Raw genomic sequence first — 13,895 nt, 5'->3', positions numbered from 1 at the left:
CGCCAGAAACACAAAACCCCGGCACCAGGCCGGGGTTTTGTTATTCAGCGCTCACCTGCTACGGCAGGATCATTCCCACTCAATCGTCGCCGGCGGCTTGCTCGACACGTCATAAGTCACGCGCGAAATACCTTCGATCTCATTGATGATACGACCGCTGACAGTCTCCAGCAGTTCGTACGGCAGGTGCGCCCAACGGGCGGTCATGAAGTCGATGGTTTCCACCGCACGCAGGGCAACAACCCAGGCGTAACGACGACCATCGCCTACGACACCAACCGACTTGACTGGCTGGAACACTACGAACGCCTGGCTGACCTTGTGATACCAGTCGGCCTTGCGCAGTTCTTCGATGAAGATGTGGTCGGCGCGACGCAGCAGGTCGGCGTATTCCTTCTTCACTTCACCGAGGATCCGCACGCCCAGGCCCGGGCCCGGGAATGGGTGGCGGTAGACCATGTCGTACGGCAGGCCCAATTCCAGGCCCAGACGACGGACTTCGTCCTTGAACAGTTCGCGCAGTGGCTCTACCAGCTTGAGGTTCATTTCCTCAGGCAGGCCGCCCACGTTGTGGTGGGACTTGATCACGTGGGCCTTGCCGCTCTTGGCGCCGGCCGACTCGATCACGTCCGGGTAGATGGTGCCCTGGGCGAGGTACTTGATGTTGTCCAGTTTGTTGGACTGGGCATCGAATACGTCGATGAAGGTGCGACCGATGATCTTGCGCTTCTTCTCCGGGTCGGACTCGCCGGCCAGGTTGTTCAGGAACTGATCTTCAGCGTTGGCGCGGATCACCTTGACGCCCATGTTCTCGGCGAACATGGCCATCACTTGCTCACCTTCGTGCAGGCGCAGCAGGCCGTTGTCGACGAAGACGCAGGTCAGTTGGTCGCCGATGGCCTTGTGCAGCAGCGCCGCAACCACGGAGGAGTCAACGCCGCCGGACAGGCCCAGCAGGACGTTGTCGGTGCCGACCTGGGCACGCACGTTGGCGATGGCGTCTTCAGCGATCTTCGACGGGGTCCACAGGGCTTCGCACTGGCAGATGTCGAGGATGAAGCGCGACAGGATGCGACCGCCTTGCTTGGTGTGGGTCACTTCCGGGTGGAACTGCACGCCGTAGTAGCCGCGCTCGTCGTTGAACATGCCGGCAATCGGGCAGCTCGGGGTGCTGGCCAGGATGTGGAAGTCTTCCGGCATCCTGGTGACCTTGTCACCGTGGCTCATCCATACGTCGAGGCCGAACAGGCCGTCGGCGTCGATATGGTCTTCGATGCCGTCCAGCAGGCGGCTCTTGCCGACCACGTCGACACGGGCGTAACCGAATTCACGCAGCTCGGAACCTTCTACCTTGCCGCCCAGTTGCTCGGCCATGGTCTGCATGCCGTAGCAGATACCGAAGACCGGCACGCCCAGGTCAAACACCGCCTGTGGGCAACGCGGGCTGTTGGCTTCGTGTACGGACTCGGGGCCGCCGGCGAGAATGACGCCTTTTGGAGCGAATTCGCGAATCGCTTCGTCGTCCATGTCGAACGGATGCAGTTCGCAGTACACGCCGATTTCACGCACGCGGCGGGCGATCAGCTGGGTGTACTGGGAACCGAAGTCGAGGATCAGGATGCGGTGGGCGTGAATGTCGAGGGCCATGAGATCAGTCTCGTCTAATGAATCAGAAACAACTCGGGGCTGAATAAGACAGCCCCGGTTACTTAACTATTTGCTGGAAGCATCAACCTACGCGGTAGTTTGGCGCTTCCTTGGTGATCTGTACGTCGTGGACGTGGGACTCGGCCATGCCGGCACCGGTGATCCGCACGAACTCAGGCTTGGTGCGCATTTCTTCGATGTCGGCGCTGCCGGTGTAGCCCATCGAGGAACGCAGGCCGCCCATCAGTTGATGGATGATGGCGCTCAGGGTGCCCTTGTACGGAACACGCCCTTCAATGCCTTCCGGTACCAGCTTCTCGGCGCCCGCGGAGGAGTCCTGGAAGTAGCGGTCGGAAGAGCCTTGAGCCTGGGACATGGCGCCCAGGGAACCCATGCCGCGGTAAGCCTTGTACGAACGACCCTGGAACAGTTCGATCTCGCCCGGCGCTTCTTCAGTACCGGCGAACATCGAGCCCATCATCACGCAGGAAGCACCGGCGACGATGGCCTTGGACAGGTCACCGGAGAAACGGATGCCGCCGTCGGCGATCAACGGTACGCCAGTGCCTTCAAGGGCAGCGGCGACGTTGGCGATGGCGCTGATTTGCGGCACGCCTACACCGGCCACGATACGGGTGGTGCAGATCGAGCCAGGGCCGATACCGACCTTGACCGCATCAGCACCGGCTTCGGCCAGGGCCTTGGCGGCAGCGCCGGTGGCAATGTTGCCGCCGATCACTTGCACGTCAGGGAAATTCTGTTTGACCCAGCGAACGCGGTCGATCACGCCTTTGGAGTGACCGTGGGCAGTGTCGACCACTACCACGTCAACACCGGCAGCCACCAGGGCCGCTACACGGTCACCGGTGTCTTTGCCGGTACCGACCGCAGCGCCTACGCGCAGGCGACCTTGATCGTCCTTGCTGGCCAGCGGGTAAGCCTTGGCTTTTTCGATGTCGTTGACGGTCATCATGCCCTTGAGGGCGAATTTGTCGTCGACGATCAGTACGCGTTCGATGCGGTGCTTGTGCAGCAGCTCGCGCACATCGTTCTTGTCGGCGCCTTCCTTGACAGTAACGAGGCGCTCTTTAGGCGTCATCACTTCACGGACGGTGACTTCAAGACGGTTCTCGAAACGCACGTCACGGGAAGTGACGATGCCGACCAGGTCGCCATCGTGCAGTACCGGAACGCCGGAGATGTTGTGCAGGCGGGTCAGGTCGAACAGGTCACGAACGGTGGCATCGGCCTCGATGGTGATCGGGTCCTTGACCACACCGGCTTCGTAACGCTTGACCTTGCGAACTTCGGCAGCTTGCTGCTCGATGGTCATGTTCTTGTGGATGATGCCGATGCCGCCTTCCTGAGCCATGGCGATTGCCAAACGGGCTTCAGTGACGGTGTCCATGGCAGCGGAAACCAGAGGAATATTCAGCTCGATGCCACGGGTTAGGCGGGTCTTGAGACTGACTTCGTTAGGAAGCACCTCGGAATAACCGGGCACTAGGAGAATGTCGTCGAATGTCAGAGCTTCTTGGCTGATACGCAGCATCGCGGGGGCTCCCGAGCGGGAAAATGGAAGCGCGCCATTATAGTCAGACACCCCCTCGGGTTCAATGTAAAACTCTGACAAACTTGGTAATACTGATAGATGGATGATTTTTGCAGCGCTGATCGTTCCCACGCTCTGCGTGGTAACGCTGCTTTGGACGCTCCGCGTCCTGGCCAGGGCGACGCGGAGCGTCACGGGAAGCGTTCCCACGCGGGAGCGTGGGAACGCTCACATCGGATTAAAGTTCGACTTTGACCCAACTCATCTTCTGGTCCAGCCAGTCGGCAAATTCGTCGATAAAACTCTGCTTGAACCCCGCCTCCGCCCAGTTATTGAAGATGAATCCCAGGTTGGAAAAGCCGCATTCCTGCAGGAACAGGAAACCGTTGATGTCGTCCTCATGCCCACACAGCGGGCAGGTGAAGTTATCGGTGTGGCCGGGCATCCAGTCTTCCAGGCTTTCGAACAGGGCTTCGCCGACTTCCTTCAAGCACTCGGGACAGCCGGCCTCTTCCAGGAAGCCTTTGGCCGGGGTGTAGATGCAGCGCTTGTAGATGATCTCCAGGCCGTTGATCGGCTCGTTGAACGGCAGCGCGTCGGGGTGCAGCACCACGGCGCGGGCACCGTCGGCCAGGGCATAGCCCATGCGGTTGCCGGTGCGCCCGCAGGTGGTGAGTTCTTCCTTGACGATGTTCTTGCGCACCAGCCAGCGCACGATCGCCCGGGCGCGGGGTTCGTGGACGGGCAAGGTGGAGATCTTGGGGACAAGGATGCTTTGGGAGTTCATGGTGCCTGGGTGTCCTGCGGTGTGGCTTCTGGCCTCATCGCGGGCAAGCCCGGCTCCCACATTGGAATGCGACCAACTGTGGGAGCCGGGCTTGCCCGCGATGGGGCCCTAGAGCCCGGCAGCTTAATCCCTGACACCCACAGGTCAAGTACTCAAGTAACGGGCAATCAAGGCAATGCCACTGGCCAGCACCAGCCAGGTCACCAACCGCACAAACGCCTCGCGGGACATGCGCAGGGTCAACCGCCGCCCCGCCCACAGCCCGAGCGCCATGGCCGGCAACAGGCACACCGCCAACATCAACAAGGGTAGCTCGGCATACACGCCCGCGATCAGAAACAGGCTCAAGCGCACCACCGTGCTGCAACTGATCAACGCACTCTGGGTCGCCCGCGCGCCATCCTTGGGCAATCGGCTGTTGAGGTAGATCGCATACAGAAAGCCGCCACTGCCGAACAACGCGCCAAACAGCCCGCCGACAACCCCCATGGGAATCGCCCAGCCGGCTGCCATCTGCGTGGGCTTGGCCTTCACCGCCAGGCTGTAGATCGCATAGGCGCTGATAAACAGCCCCATCAACAGCAGCAATAAATCGGAGTGCAAGTTGAGCAGGAAGATCACCCCAAGGGTGCAGCCAATCGCCATGCACGGCAGTAGCCTGAACAACTCCGGTTTCACCACATCCCGGCGCGATTGCAGAAGGTTGCCGAAGGCCGCGACAAAATCCAGCAGCACCAGCAAGGGGATGATCTTCGACAGCGGCATGAACAGAATCAGGATCGGCCCCGCGACCAATGCGGTACCAAAGCCTGCAATGCCGAACACGATATACGCCAGGGCAATCGCCACGCCGATCACCAGCCAGTCCACACCGCCAAACGACCAATGACTCAACAGCTCGACCGGACTCATGACGTATTCCTTATTAGAGATGGCCATCACTTTAGCCATTGGCAAGCCTTGCGACTAATATCTTCAAAGCCCATCACTCATCTCGAAAAGGCATGACTTGTGATTTCCACCCGGCAATTGCGTTACTTCGTCGAAATCGCCGAGAGCGGCAGCTTCAGCGCAGCGGCCGAGCGGCTGTTTGTGGCGCAATCGGCACTGAGCCGGCAGATCAAGGAGCTGGAAAACCTGCTGCAAACGCCATTGTTCGAGCGTACAGCGCGCCAGCCACGGCTGACGGCTGCGGGCGAGGCTTTTTATCCGCGGGCACGCAACCTGCTGGGCGAACTGCTCAAGGCCAGTGAGATGGCGACGCAAGTGGGCAATGGACAGCTCGGCACGCTGCGGATGAGCCATTCGAGCACGGTGCCGATGAGTGGCCGCCTGCTGCGCGGCATCGGTGCCTGGCTGGAACGATGCCCGGGCGTGTCGATGGACATCGCCAAACTGTCCTCCGAAGCCCAGTTGGAAGAAATCGCCGACGGCCGACTGGAGGTCGGGCTGTTGCGCTTACCGGTGTTGCGCCAGCGCGAAGGCGTGCGCATCGTGCCTTTATATAGCGAGCGACTGTTGCTGGCCGTGCCGCCGAACCACCGGTTGGCCGGGCACACATCCGGTATAGATTTGGCGCAACTGAAGAACGAAGCGTTTATCTCGATCCCTCACCCCCAGCGCGGAGGGCTGAGTTACCTGTCAGCCGAGTTGTGCATGCGTGCAGGATTTTTTCCCAAGGCGGCGCGGGTGATGTCGCGCAAGACCACGCAGTTACAGCTGATCCAGGCCGGATTCGGGATCGCCTTGCTGCCGGAGTCGATGCAGGACATTGCGCCGGCCAACATTCATTTTTTACCCCTGGCCGATCCCGATTGCCAAAGCACCGTCGCCCTCGCCTGCCAGCAAACGCCGAGCGCGCTGGTGGAGCAGTTCTGTCAAACCCTGCACGAATGCCTATAAACTGCCGCCCATGATTAAAGATCCCTTTGCCCGTCTGGGCCTGGACCGCGAAGTCCTGACTGTCAGCCAGCTCAACGGCCGCGCGCGGGTGTTGCTGGAAGACGTGTTCACCAATATCTGGGTCGAAGGCGAGATCTCCAACCTCGCCCGCCCGGCCTCCGGCCACGTGTATTTCACCCTCAAGGACAGTGGCGCCCAGGTGCGTTGTGCGCTGTTCCGGCAGAACGCCGCACGGGTGCGCCAGGCGTTGAAAGACGGCCTGGCGGTGAAGGTACGGGGCAAGGTCTCGCTGTTTGAGGGCCGTGGCGACTATCAGCTGATTCTCGACACGGTGGAGCCGGCCGGTGACGGCGCATTGCGCCTGGCCTTCGACGCGCTGAAGGAAAAACTCAGCGCCGAAGGCCTGTTCAGTGCCGAGCGCAAGGTGCCGCTGCCCGCACACCCACGGCGCATCGGGATTATCAGCTCGCCCACCGGTGCGGTGATTCGCGACATCATCAGCGTGTTCCGCCGCCGGGCGCCCAACGTGGAACTGACGTTGATCCCGACAGCCGTACAAGGTCGTGAAGCCGTGGCGCAGATCGTCCGTGCACTGAAGCTGGCCGATGCACGCGGCTTCGACGCGCTGATCCTGGCCCGTGGCGGCGGGTCGCTGGAAGACCTCTGGTGCTTCAACGAAGAAGCCGTGGCGCGTGCCGTGGACGCCTGCGTGACGCCCATCGTCAGCGCCGTTGGCCATGAGACCGATGTGTCGATCAGCGACTTTGTCGCCGACGTACGCGCCCCAACGCCTTCCGCCGCTGCCGAGCTGTTGGCGCCAGACTCCAGCCACCTGACTCGCCAGGTAGAGAACCTGCACCGCCGCCTGGTGATGCTGATGCGCAACCGCCTGACCCACGACCGCCTGCGCCTGGAAGGCATGGCTCGTCGCCTGCGTCACCCGGGCGAGCGCCTGCGCCAACAGGCCCAGCGCCTGGATGACCTGGACATGCGCCTGCGGCGTGCCTTCGAGCGCAGCCTCAACACCCGTCGCGAGCGTTTGATCCGCCTGGAAACCCGCCTCGCCGGCCAACACCCCGGCCGCCAACTGGCGCTGTTGCGCCAGCGCCTGGACAGCCTTGCCGAACGCCTGCCCCGTGCCATGCGCGAAGGCCTCAAGGCCCGTCGCCTGCAACTGCAAAGCCAGGTGCAGACGCTGCACGTGGTCAGCCCGCTGGCGACGCTTGGACGCGGCTACAGCATCTTGCTCGACGAACGCGGCCAGGCGATTCGCAACGCCGCGCAAACCCACACCGGCCAGCGCCTGACCGCGCGCCTCGGTGAAGGCCAATTGCAGGTACGGGTGGAAGACAACCACCTGACGCCCGTCACCCTCTCGTTACTGGATTGATTGATGCCACGCTTTTTAAGTTTGTTGATGCTGCTGTGCCTGACCTTTAACGCCCATGCCGACAGCTACATCACCCGCCTGCTGAACAAGCCGGTGCCCGGTGGCGTGGCGGTGGTCGACCTCGGCACTTCGGCCACGGCGCCCAAAGCCACCTACATGAACCGCCCAGTGCTGGTGGTGAAGGAGCAAAACAACTGGTTGGCGATTGTGGGCATCCCGCTGACGGTCAAGCCCGGCACCCAACGCATCACCAGCGGCAGCCAGAACCTGCCGTTTGTCGTGGGCTTCAAGAAATACCCCGAGCAGCACATCACCCTGAAGAACAAGAGCCAGGTGAACCCGGACCCGGCGCAACTCAAGCGCATCGAAGGCGAGCTGGCGGTCCAGCTCAAGGCGTATCGCAGTTTCAGCCCGAACACGCCGAGCAACCTGCTGCTGGACAAGCCGGTGAACGGGCCGCTGTCGAGCAAGTTCGGCGTACGACGTTTCTTCAATGGCGAGGAGCGGAATCCGCATTCCGGCCTGGACTTTGCCGTGGGCGCCGGCACGCCGATCAAGACCCCGGCAGCGGGCAAGGTGATCCTGACCGGCAACTACTTCTTCAACGGCAACACCGTGTTTGTCGACCATGGCCAGGGCTTTATCAGCATGTTCTGCCATATGTCGAAGATTGATGTGAGCGTGGGCCAGCAACTGGCTCGTGGTGCGGTGGTGGGCAAGGTCGGTTCCACCGGCCGGGCGACCGGGCCGCATATGCATTGGAACATCAGCCTGAACGACGCACGGGTGGATCCGGCGATCTTTATCGGCGCGTTTCAGCCCTGATGCTCAATTGCGCACCCGGCAAAGGGTGCGCAAACAAAACAACCCCGCGCACAATTCTCAACCATAAAATCTCGTTTTCCTCAGCAATAGCAGAACTTCTCTCAATTTTTTCCGACTGCTTGCCATCTTTCACCCCGGCGGTTAGGGTTGGACCTATGAAAACCTCTCACACCCTCATTCAGCTCCGCCAGCACCGCAGCCTGTGCCTAGTCAGCGCACGACTGCCAGGCTGAATCGATCTGCCTCGTCTTCCGCTTTATCCCCAATAACAGTTTTACGGCAGGCCGCCTTTTCTCGGCCCCTAGACAAAGGATTTCCCGATGAGCATGCTCAAAGACCCGTCTTCGAAGTACCGCGCGTTCCCGACCATTGATATCCCGGACCGTACCTGGCCTTCGAAAACCATCACCACCGCGCCGATCTGGTGCAGTTCCGACCTGCGCGACGGCAACCAGTCGCTGATCGAACCGATGGACGCGGTGAAAAAGCTGCGTTTCTGGAAGACCCTGGTCGCCGTCGGTGTGAAGGAAATCGAAGCCTCCTTCCCGGCCGCATCGCAAACCGATTTCGACTTCGTGCGCACCCTGATCGAAGACAATCACATCCCCGCGGACACCACCATCCAGGTGCTGACCCAGGGCCGTGAAGACTTGATCGCGCGCACCTTCGAATCCCTGCGCGGGGCGAAGAAAGCCATCGTTCACTTGTACAACGCCACCTCGCCGTCGTTCCGCCGCATCGTGTTCAACCAGGACAAGGACGGCATCAAGGCGATCGCGGTCAACGCGGCCAAGCTGTTCGTCAAATACGCCGCCCAGCAGCCGGAAACCCAGTGGACCTTCGAATACTCGCCAGAGACGTTCAGCGCCACTGAGCTTGAGTTCGCCAAGGAAGTCTGTGACGCGGTGATCGAGGTCTGGAACCCGACGCCTGAGCACAAGGTGATCCTCAACCTGCCAGCCACCGTCGAGTGCGCCACCCCGAACATCTATGCCGACCAGATCGAGTGGTTCGGTCGTCATATCAACCGTCGCGACAGCGTGATCATCAGCCTGCACACCCACAACGACCGTGGCACCGGCGTAGCCGCCACCGAGTTGGGCCTGATGGCCGGCGCCGACCGTGTCGAAGGCTGCCTGTTCGGCAACGGCGAGCGTACCGGTAACGTCGACCTGGTCACCGTGGCCTTGAACATGTACACCCAGGGCCTCGACCCTCAGCTGGACTTCTCCGACATCGACGGTATTCGCAAAGTTGTCGAAGAGTGCAACCAGATCCCGGTGCACCCGCGTCACCCGTACGTCGGCGACCTGGTTCACACCGCCTTCTCCGGCTCCCACCAGGACGCGATCCGCAAGGGCTTCACCCAGCAGAAAGACGACGCCTTGTGGGAAGTGCCGTACTTGCCGATCGACCCGGCCGACATCGGCCGCAGCTACGAGGCGGTGATTCGCGTCAACAGCCAGTCGGGCAAAGGCGGCATCGCCTACCTGCTGGAGCAGGAATACGGCATCAGCTTGCCGCGCCGCATGCAGATCGAGTTCAGCCAGGTGGTACAGGCCGAAACCGACCGAGTGGGCCTGGAGATGACCGCCGCGCAGATCTACAGCTTGTTGCAGCGTGAATACCTGCAAGCCAACATTCCTTACGCGCTGGTCAGCCATCGCTTGCAGGAAGAGAACGGCAACAGCTCGGTGGAAGTTGAAGTCTCCGGCAAGGGCCAGGGCGAAACCAACCTGCGCTGGCACGGCAAGGGCAACGGCGCCCTGGAAGCGCTGGTGGCCGGGCTGCCGATTGGTGTGGAGATCATGGATTACAACGAACATGCGATTGGTGCCGGCACCAATGCCAAGGCAGCGGCCTACATCGAGCTGCGAGTGAACGGTGAGCGTCCGGTGCATGGCGTGGGCATTGATGAAAACATCACCACGGCGAGCTTCAAGGCGGTGTTCAGCGCGCTGAACCGCTCGTTGAGCCAGCTGGAAGCGAAAGCGGCGTAAGCACTGACCGCTGAAATGCAAAAGGCCCCGGGATGAGAATCCAGGGGCTTTTTTATGATCGTTCCCACGCTCCGCGTGGGAATGCAGCTCGGACGCTCCGCGTCCCGAAGCGTGACGCGGAGCGTCACAAGAGGCGTGCCCACGCAGAGCGTGGGAACGATTTAAAATCCTTCAGGTGAACTCGAAGCTGTCCGCATCCAGGTTCGCCGGGAAGCGTGTGCGGTACTCCGCCAATTCCGCTGCGTCCAGGCACACCTGGAACACCCCGTCCGCCTCCCCTGCGCTCAGCAGGCTTTCGCCCTGGAAGTCCACGACCTGGCTGTCGCCGGTGTAGGCAAAGCCCTTGCCGTCCGTGCCCACCCGATTCACCGCCGCCACGTAGCACAGGTTTTCAATGGCCCGTGCCGGCAGCAGACGGTTCCAGTGCTGGCGACGTGCGCCCGGCCAGTTGGCGGTGTACAGCAGCAAGTCAGTGTCCTGGGCGTCACGACTCCACACCGGGAATCGCAGGTCGTAGCAGATCAACGGACGAATCCGCCACCCCTTGAGTTCGAACTGCACCTGGCGCTCGCCGGGGGTGTAGTGGTCGTGTTCACCGGCCATACGGAACAGGTGACGCTTGTCGTAGTGCAACACCTCACCATCCGGTCGCGCCCACAGCAGGCGATTGCGGTGACTGCGGTCGGCGGCCTGGATGATCACGCTGCCGGTGATCACCGCGTTGTACTTCTTCGCCTGGGCCTGCAGCCATTGATGGGTGGGGCCGTTTTCAGGCTCGGCGAGGGTTTCCGATTCCATCGAGAAACCGGTGGTGAACATCTCCGGTAGCACGATCAGGTCGGCACCCTTGGCCTGTTCCAGCAGCAGTTCAAAATGCTCCAGGTTGGCCTGGCGGTCGTGCCAGGCCAGGGTGGTTTGCACCAGGGCGATGTTCAGGTTGGGCAGTGCACTCAGATCACGCATAGTTTCTCGGCTGCTTGACGCAGCGTCTCCTCGCGTTTGGCAAAGCACAGTCGCACCAGGCGCTGGCCTTGCGGTGGGTTCTGGTAGAACACCGAGACCGGGATGGTTGCTACGCCATGCTCGCGGGTCATCCACAGCGACATGGCGACGTCATCCAGGTCCGGGCGAATCTGTGAGTAATCCACCAATTGAAAGTAGGTACCGGCCACCCGGGTAAAGCTGAAACGCGACGGTTCCAGCAGGTCGCAGAACAGGTCGCGCTTGGCTTGATAAAAAGCCGGCAGCTCCTCGACGTGTTCCGGGTGTTCGGCCATGAAGTCTGCCAAAGCGTACTGCAACGGGGTCACGCCGCAAAAGTTGACATATTGATGCACCTTGCGCAGCTCGGCGCTGAGGGCTGGCGGCGCGACCACGTAGCCGGTTTTCCAGCCGGTGACGTGGTAGGTCTTGCCGAACGAACTGACCACAAACGCACGCTGATACAGCTCTTCGTGGGCCAGCACGCTGACGTGGGGCACACCGTCGAACACCAGGTGCTCGTAGACCTCGTCGCTGACCAGGTAGATGTCGCGGTCGCGGATCAACTCGGCCAACTGGTCCAGCTCGGCACGGCTGATCAGGGCACCGGTGGGGTTATGCGGGCTGTTGAGGATGATCATGCGGGTGCGCGGCGACAGCGCAGCGCGCAGTTGCTCGAAGTCCAGGGCGAAATCATCCAGGCCCAGTTGCACGTGTACGCAGCGACCGCCTGCCAGTTCCACAGAAGGCTCGTAGCTGTCGTAGGCCGGATCGAACACGATGACTTCATCACCGCTGCGGATCACCGCCTGGATCGCACAGAAGATCGCTTCAGTGGCGCCTGGGGTGATGGTCACTTCGCTGTCGGCATTCACCGTTGCGCCATAGCTGCGGGCGATCTTGGCCGCCACTTGCTGGCGCAGTACCGGCAGGCCGGTCATCGGGGCGTATTGGTTATGGCCCAGGGCAATGTGTCTGCCCACTCCATTGAGCAACTCCTGGGGCCCGTTAAAGTCGGGAAAGCCCTGGGACAGGTTGAGCGCACCGGTTTCGGCAGCGAGTTGCGACATGGTGGTGAAGATGGTGGTGCCGACATTCGGCAGCTTACTGGTGATCATCGGTGCGCCCCTTGCGGTGAGCCCCAAGTTTTAAGCTGCATGCCGCGAAGGGTCAACCGCCAGGCACAAAAAAAGGGCTCTGAAAGAGCCCTTTTTCAACCGATCAGGATCAGCGCTTGTCGCGGCGCTTTTTGTCGGCCTTCTTGTGGTGCGTCATCATCCGGCGCTTTTTGTTTACCTGGCGGTCGGTGAGGCTGTTCTTGTTACCTTCGTACGGGTTCTCGCCGCCCTTGAACTCGATACGGATCGGCGTACCGACCAGTTTCAAGACACGGCGGTAGGTATTTTCCAGGTAACGCACGTAGGACTTCGGCACCTTCTCCAGCTGGTTACCGTGAATCACGATAATCGGCGGGTTGGCACCACCCAAGTGAGCGTAGCGCAGCTTGATGCGACGGTTGTTGACCATCGGCGGCGCGTGCTCGCTGACCGCATCTTCAAGAATCTGGGTCAGGCGGTTGGTCGGCCAGCGGGTAACCGCGGACTTGAACGAGTTCTGCACCGAGGCGTAGAGGTTACCCACGCCGGTACCGTGCAGTGCCGAGATAAAGTGGATATCGGCAAACTCGACGAAGAACAGGCGACGCTGCAGCTCGACCTTGACGTAGTCGCGCTCGCTCGGCGTCATGCCGTCCCACTTGTTGATCGCAATCACCAGGGCGCGACCGGCTTCCAGGGCAAAGCCCAGCAAGTTCAGGTCGTGGTCTACCACGCCTTCGCGGGCGTCCATGACGAAGATCACTACGTTGGCGTCTTTGATCGCCTGCAGGGTTTTCACCACGGAGAACTTTTCAACTTCTTCGTGGATCTTGCCGCGCTTGCGCACACCGGCAGTGTCGATCAGCGTGTACTTCTCGTCGTTACGCTCGAACGGGATGTAGATGCTGTCGCGAGTGGTGCCCGGCTCGTCATAGACGATTACCCGGTCTTCACCGAGCATGCGGTTGACCAGGGTCGACTTGCCGACGTTCGGACGGCCGATGATCGCGATCTTGATACCGTCTTTTTCGCTTGGGCCAGGAATGCGCTTGGCTTCCTCGCCTTCGGCAACGATTTCTTCTTCGCCTTCGACTTCATCCACGTCATCACGCGGGAAGTCGCGCAGGGCGATTTCCAGCATCTGGGTGATGCCGCGACCGTGGGCACCGGCGATCGGGATCGCATCGCCCAGGCCCATCGGGCTGAACTCGGCGCGGGCCATTTCAGGATCGATATTGTCGATCTTGTTGGCCACCACGTAGGAACGCTTGTTGCGCTTGCGCAGGTGCTCGCCAATCATCTGGTCTGCAGCGGTGTAGCCCGCGCGGGCGTCCACCAGGAACAACACGACATCAGCTTCTTCAATGGCCAGCAGCGACTGCTCGGCCATCTTTTCGTCCATGCCATGCTCGTCACCGGAGATACCACCGGTGTCGACAATAATGTAGGAGCGCCCTTGCCACTTTGCCTCACCGTATTGGCGATCACGGGTCAGACCGGACAAGTCGCCGACGATGGCGTCGCGAGTCCTGGTCAGGCGGTTGAACAAGGTGGACTTGCCGACGTTCGGTCGGCCCACCAGGGCGATTACGGGAACCATGCGGCTCTCCACTTCGTTATTTCAGAAAATACAAAAGCCGCTGCAAGGCAGCGGCTGGTGCTCGGGGCAGCGCTCGAAAGCGCCGCATGCCCTGCCGAAGCAGGGCCGCCTGGG

Annotated in this window: 11 protein-coding genes; 4 read left to right on the top strand and 7 right to left on the bottom strand. The window is 61.3% G+C overall.

The annotated features are described in order from the left end of the window. Nucleotides 1-69: 69 nt before the first annotated feature. The 4 genes from guaA to QF039_RS01340 all read right to left on the bottom strand — a co-directional run bounded on the left by guaA (nt 70) and on the right by QF039_RS01340 (nt 4,898). Complete coding sequence (gene guaA / locus QF039_RS01355) at nt 70-1,647, bottom strand: glutamine-hydrolyzing GMP synthase (protein WP_003209644.1); 1,578 nt, start codon at nt 1,645-1,647, stop codon at nt 70-72. A gap of 82 nt (nt 1,648-1,729) precedes the next feature. Then, nucleotides 1,730-3,199, bottom strand: a complete 1,470-nt coding sequence (gene guaB, locus QF039_RS01350) for an IMP dehydrogenase (RefSeq protein ID WP_003209646.1) — start codon at nt 3,197-3,199, stop codon at nt 1,730-1,732. Between the two features lie 238 nt (nt 3,200-3,437). After that, the gene (locus tag QF039_RS01345) at nt 3,438-3,986 is read right to left on the bottom strand and encodes a hypothetical protein (RefSeq protein ID WP_003209647.1); all 549 of its coding nucleotides are present in this window, start codon (nt 3,984-3,986) and stop codon (nt 3,438-3,440) included. 144 nt (nt 3,987-4,130) lie between these two features. Further along, nucleotides 4,131-4,898 (bottom strand): sulfite exporter TauE/SafE family protein, encoded by a 768-nt coding sequence (locus QF039_RS01340; RefSeq protein ID WP_003209649.1) that lies wholly within the window; start codon nt 4,896-4,898, stop codon nt 4,131-4,133. Nucleotides 4,899-4,997: 99 nt separating this feature from the next. Here QF039_RS01340 and QF039_RS01335 point away from each other — a divergent pair, with 99 nt between their 5' ends. The 4 genes from QF039_RS01335 to leuA all read left to right on the top strand — a co-directional run bounded on the left by QF039_RS01335 (nt 4,998) and on the right by leuA (nt 10,103). After that, the gene (locus tag QF039_RS01335; protein ID WP_003209651.1) at nt 4,998-5,888 is read left to right on the top strand and encodes a LysR family transcriptional regulator; all 891 of its coding nucleotides are present in this window, start codon (nt 4,998-5,000) and stop codon (nt 5,886-5,888) included. A 10-nt stretch (nt 5,889-5,898) separates the two neighbouring features. Continuing rightward, nucleotides 5,899-7,278 (top strand): exodeoxyribonuclease VII large subunit, encoded by a 1,380-nt coding sequence (gene xseA / locus QF039_RS01330; RefSeq protein ID WP_003209653.1) that lies wholly within the window; start codon nt 5,899-5,901, stop codon nt 7,276-7,278. Nucleotides 7,279-7,281: 3 nt separating this feature from the next. After that, on the top strand, nt 7,282-8,103 hold the full coding sequence (locus QF039_RS01325) for a peptidoglycan DD-metalloendopeptidase family protein (RefSeq protein ID WP_008438272.1): 822 nt from the start codon (nt 7,282-7,284) through the stop codon (nt 8,101-8,103). 320 nt (nt 8,104-8,423) lie between these two features. Next, nucleotides 8,424-10,103: a 2-isopropylmalate synthase gene (gene leuA / locus QF039_RS01320; RefSeq protein ID WP_102605673.1), complete on the top strand. Its 1,680-nt coding sequence runs from the start codon at nt 8,424-8,426 to the stop codon at nt 10,101-10,103. Between the two features lie 171 nt (nt 10,104-10,274). Here the strand turns inward: leuA and QF039_RS01315 are convergent, their stop codons facing one another. From QF039_RS01315 to der, 3 genes are all read right to left on the bottom strand, one after another. Next, nucleotides 10,275-11,066 carry an amidohydrolase gene (locus tag QF039_RS01315; protein WP_008438274.1) on the bottom strand — a complete coding sequence of 264 codons (792 nt, stop codon included), beginning with the start codon at nt 11,064-11,066 and terminating at the stop codon, nt 10,275-10,277. After that, the gene (locus QF039_RS01310; RefSeq protein WP_307516637.1) at nt 11,054-12,202 is read right to left on the bottom strand and encodes a pyridoxal phosphate-dependent aminotransferase; all 1,149 of its coding nucleotides are present in this window, start codon (nt 12,200-12,202) and stop codon (nt 11,054-11,056) included. The genes QF039_RS01315 and QF039_RS01310 overlap by 13 nt, the downstream gene beginning before the upstream one ends. A gap of 109 nt (nt 12,203-12,311) precedes the next feature. Continuing rightward, the gene (gene der / locus QF039_RS01305; RefSeq protein WP_003209661.1) at nt 12,312-13,781 is read right to left on the bottom strand and encodes a ribosome biogenesis GTPase Der; all 1,470 of its coding nucleotides are present in this window, start codon (nt 13,779-13,781) and stop codon (nt 12,312-12,314) included. Nucleotides 13,782-13,895: the final 114 nt, after the last annotated feature.

Source organism: Pseudomonas sp. W2I6, from assembly GCF_030815935.1.
Lineage (GTDB): Bacteria > Pseudomonadota > Gammaproteobacteria > Pseudomonadales > Pseudomonadaceae > Aquipseudomonas.
The sequence above is the reverse complement of the archived record's forward strand: the minus strand, read 5'-3'. Positions and strand labels throughout refer to the sequence as shown.

Coding starts and splice junctions, on each gene's coding strand:
- guaA (WP_003209644.1), bottom strand. CDS start 1,647: ATGGCCCTCGACATTCACGCCCACCGCATCCTGATCCTCGACTTCGGT.
- leuA (WP_102605673.1), top strand. CDS start 8,424: ATGAGCATGCTCAAAGACCCGTCTTCGAAGTACCGCGCGTTCCCGACC.
- QF039_RS01310 (WP_307516637.1), bottom strand. CDS start 12,202: ATGATCACCAGTAAGCTGCCGAATGTCGGCACCACCATCTTCACCACC.
- QF039_RS01345 (WP_003209647.1), bottom strand. CDS start 3,986: ATGAACTCCCAAAGCATCCTTGTCCCCAAGATCTCCACCTTGCCCGTC.
- xseA (WP_003209653.1), top strand. CDS start 5,899: ATGATTAAAGATCCCTTTGCCCGTCTGGGCCTGGACCGCGAAGTCCTG.
- QF039_RS01340 (WP_003209649.1), bottom strand. CDS start 4,898: ATGAGTCCGGTCGAGCTGTTGAGTCATTGGTCGTTTGGCGGTGTGGAC.
- QF039_RS01315 (WP_008438274.1), bottom strand. CDS start 11,066: ATGCGTGATCTGAGTGCACTGCCCAACCTGAACATCGCCCTGGTGCAA.
- der (WP_003209661.1), bottom strand. CDS start 13,781: ATGGTTCCCGTAATCGCCCTGGTGGGCCGACCGAACGTCGGCAAGTCC.
- guaB (WP_003209646.1), bottom strand. CDS start 3,199: ATGCTGCGTATCAGCCAAGAAGCTCTGACATTCGACGACATTCTCCTA.
- QF039_RS01325 (WP_008438272.1), top strand. CDS start 7,282: ATGCCACGCTTTTTAAGTTTGTTGATGCTGCTGTGCCTGACCTTTAAC.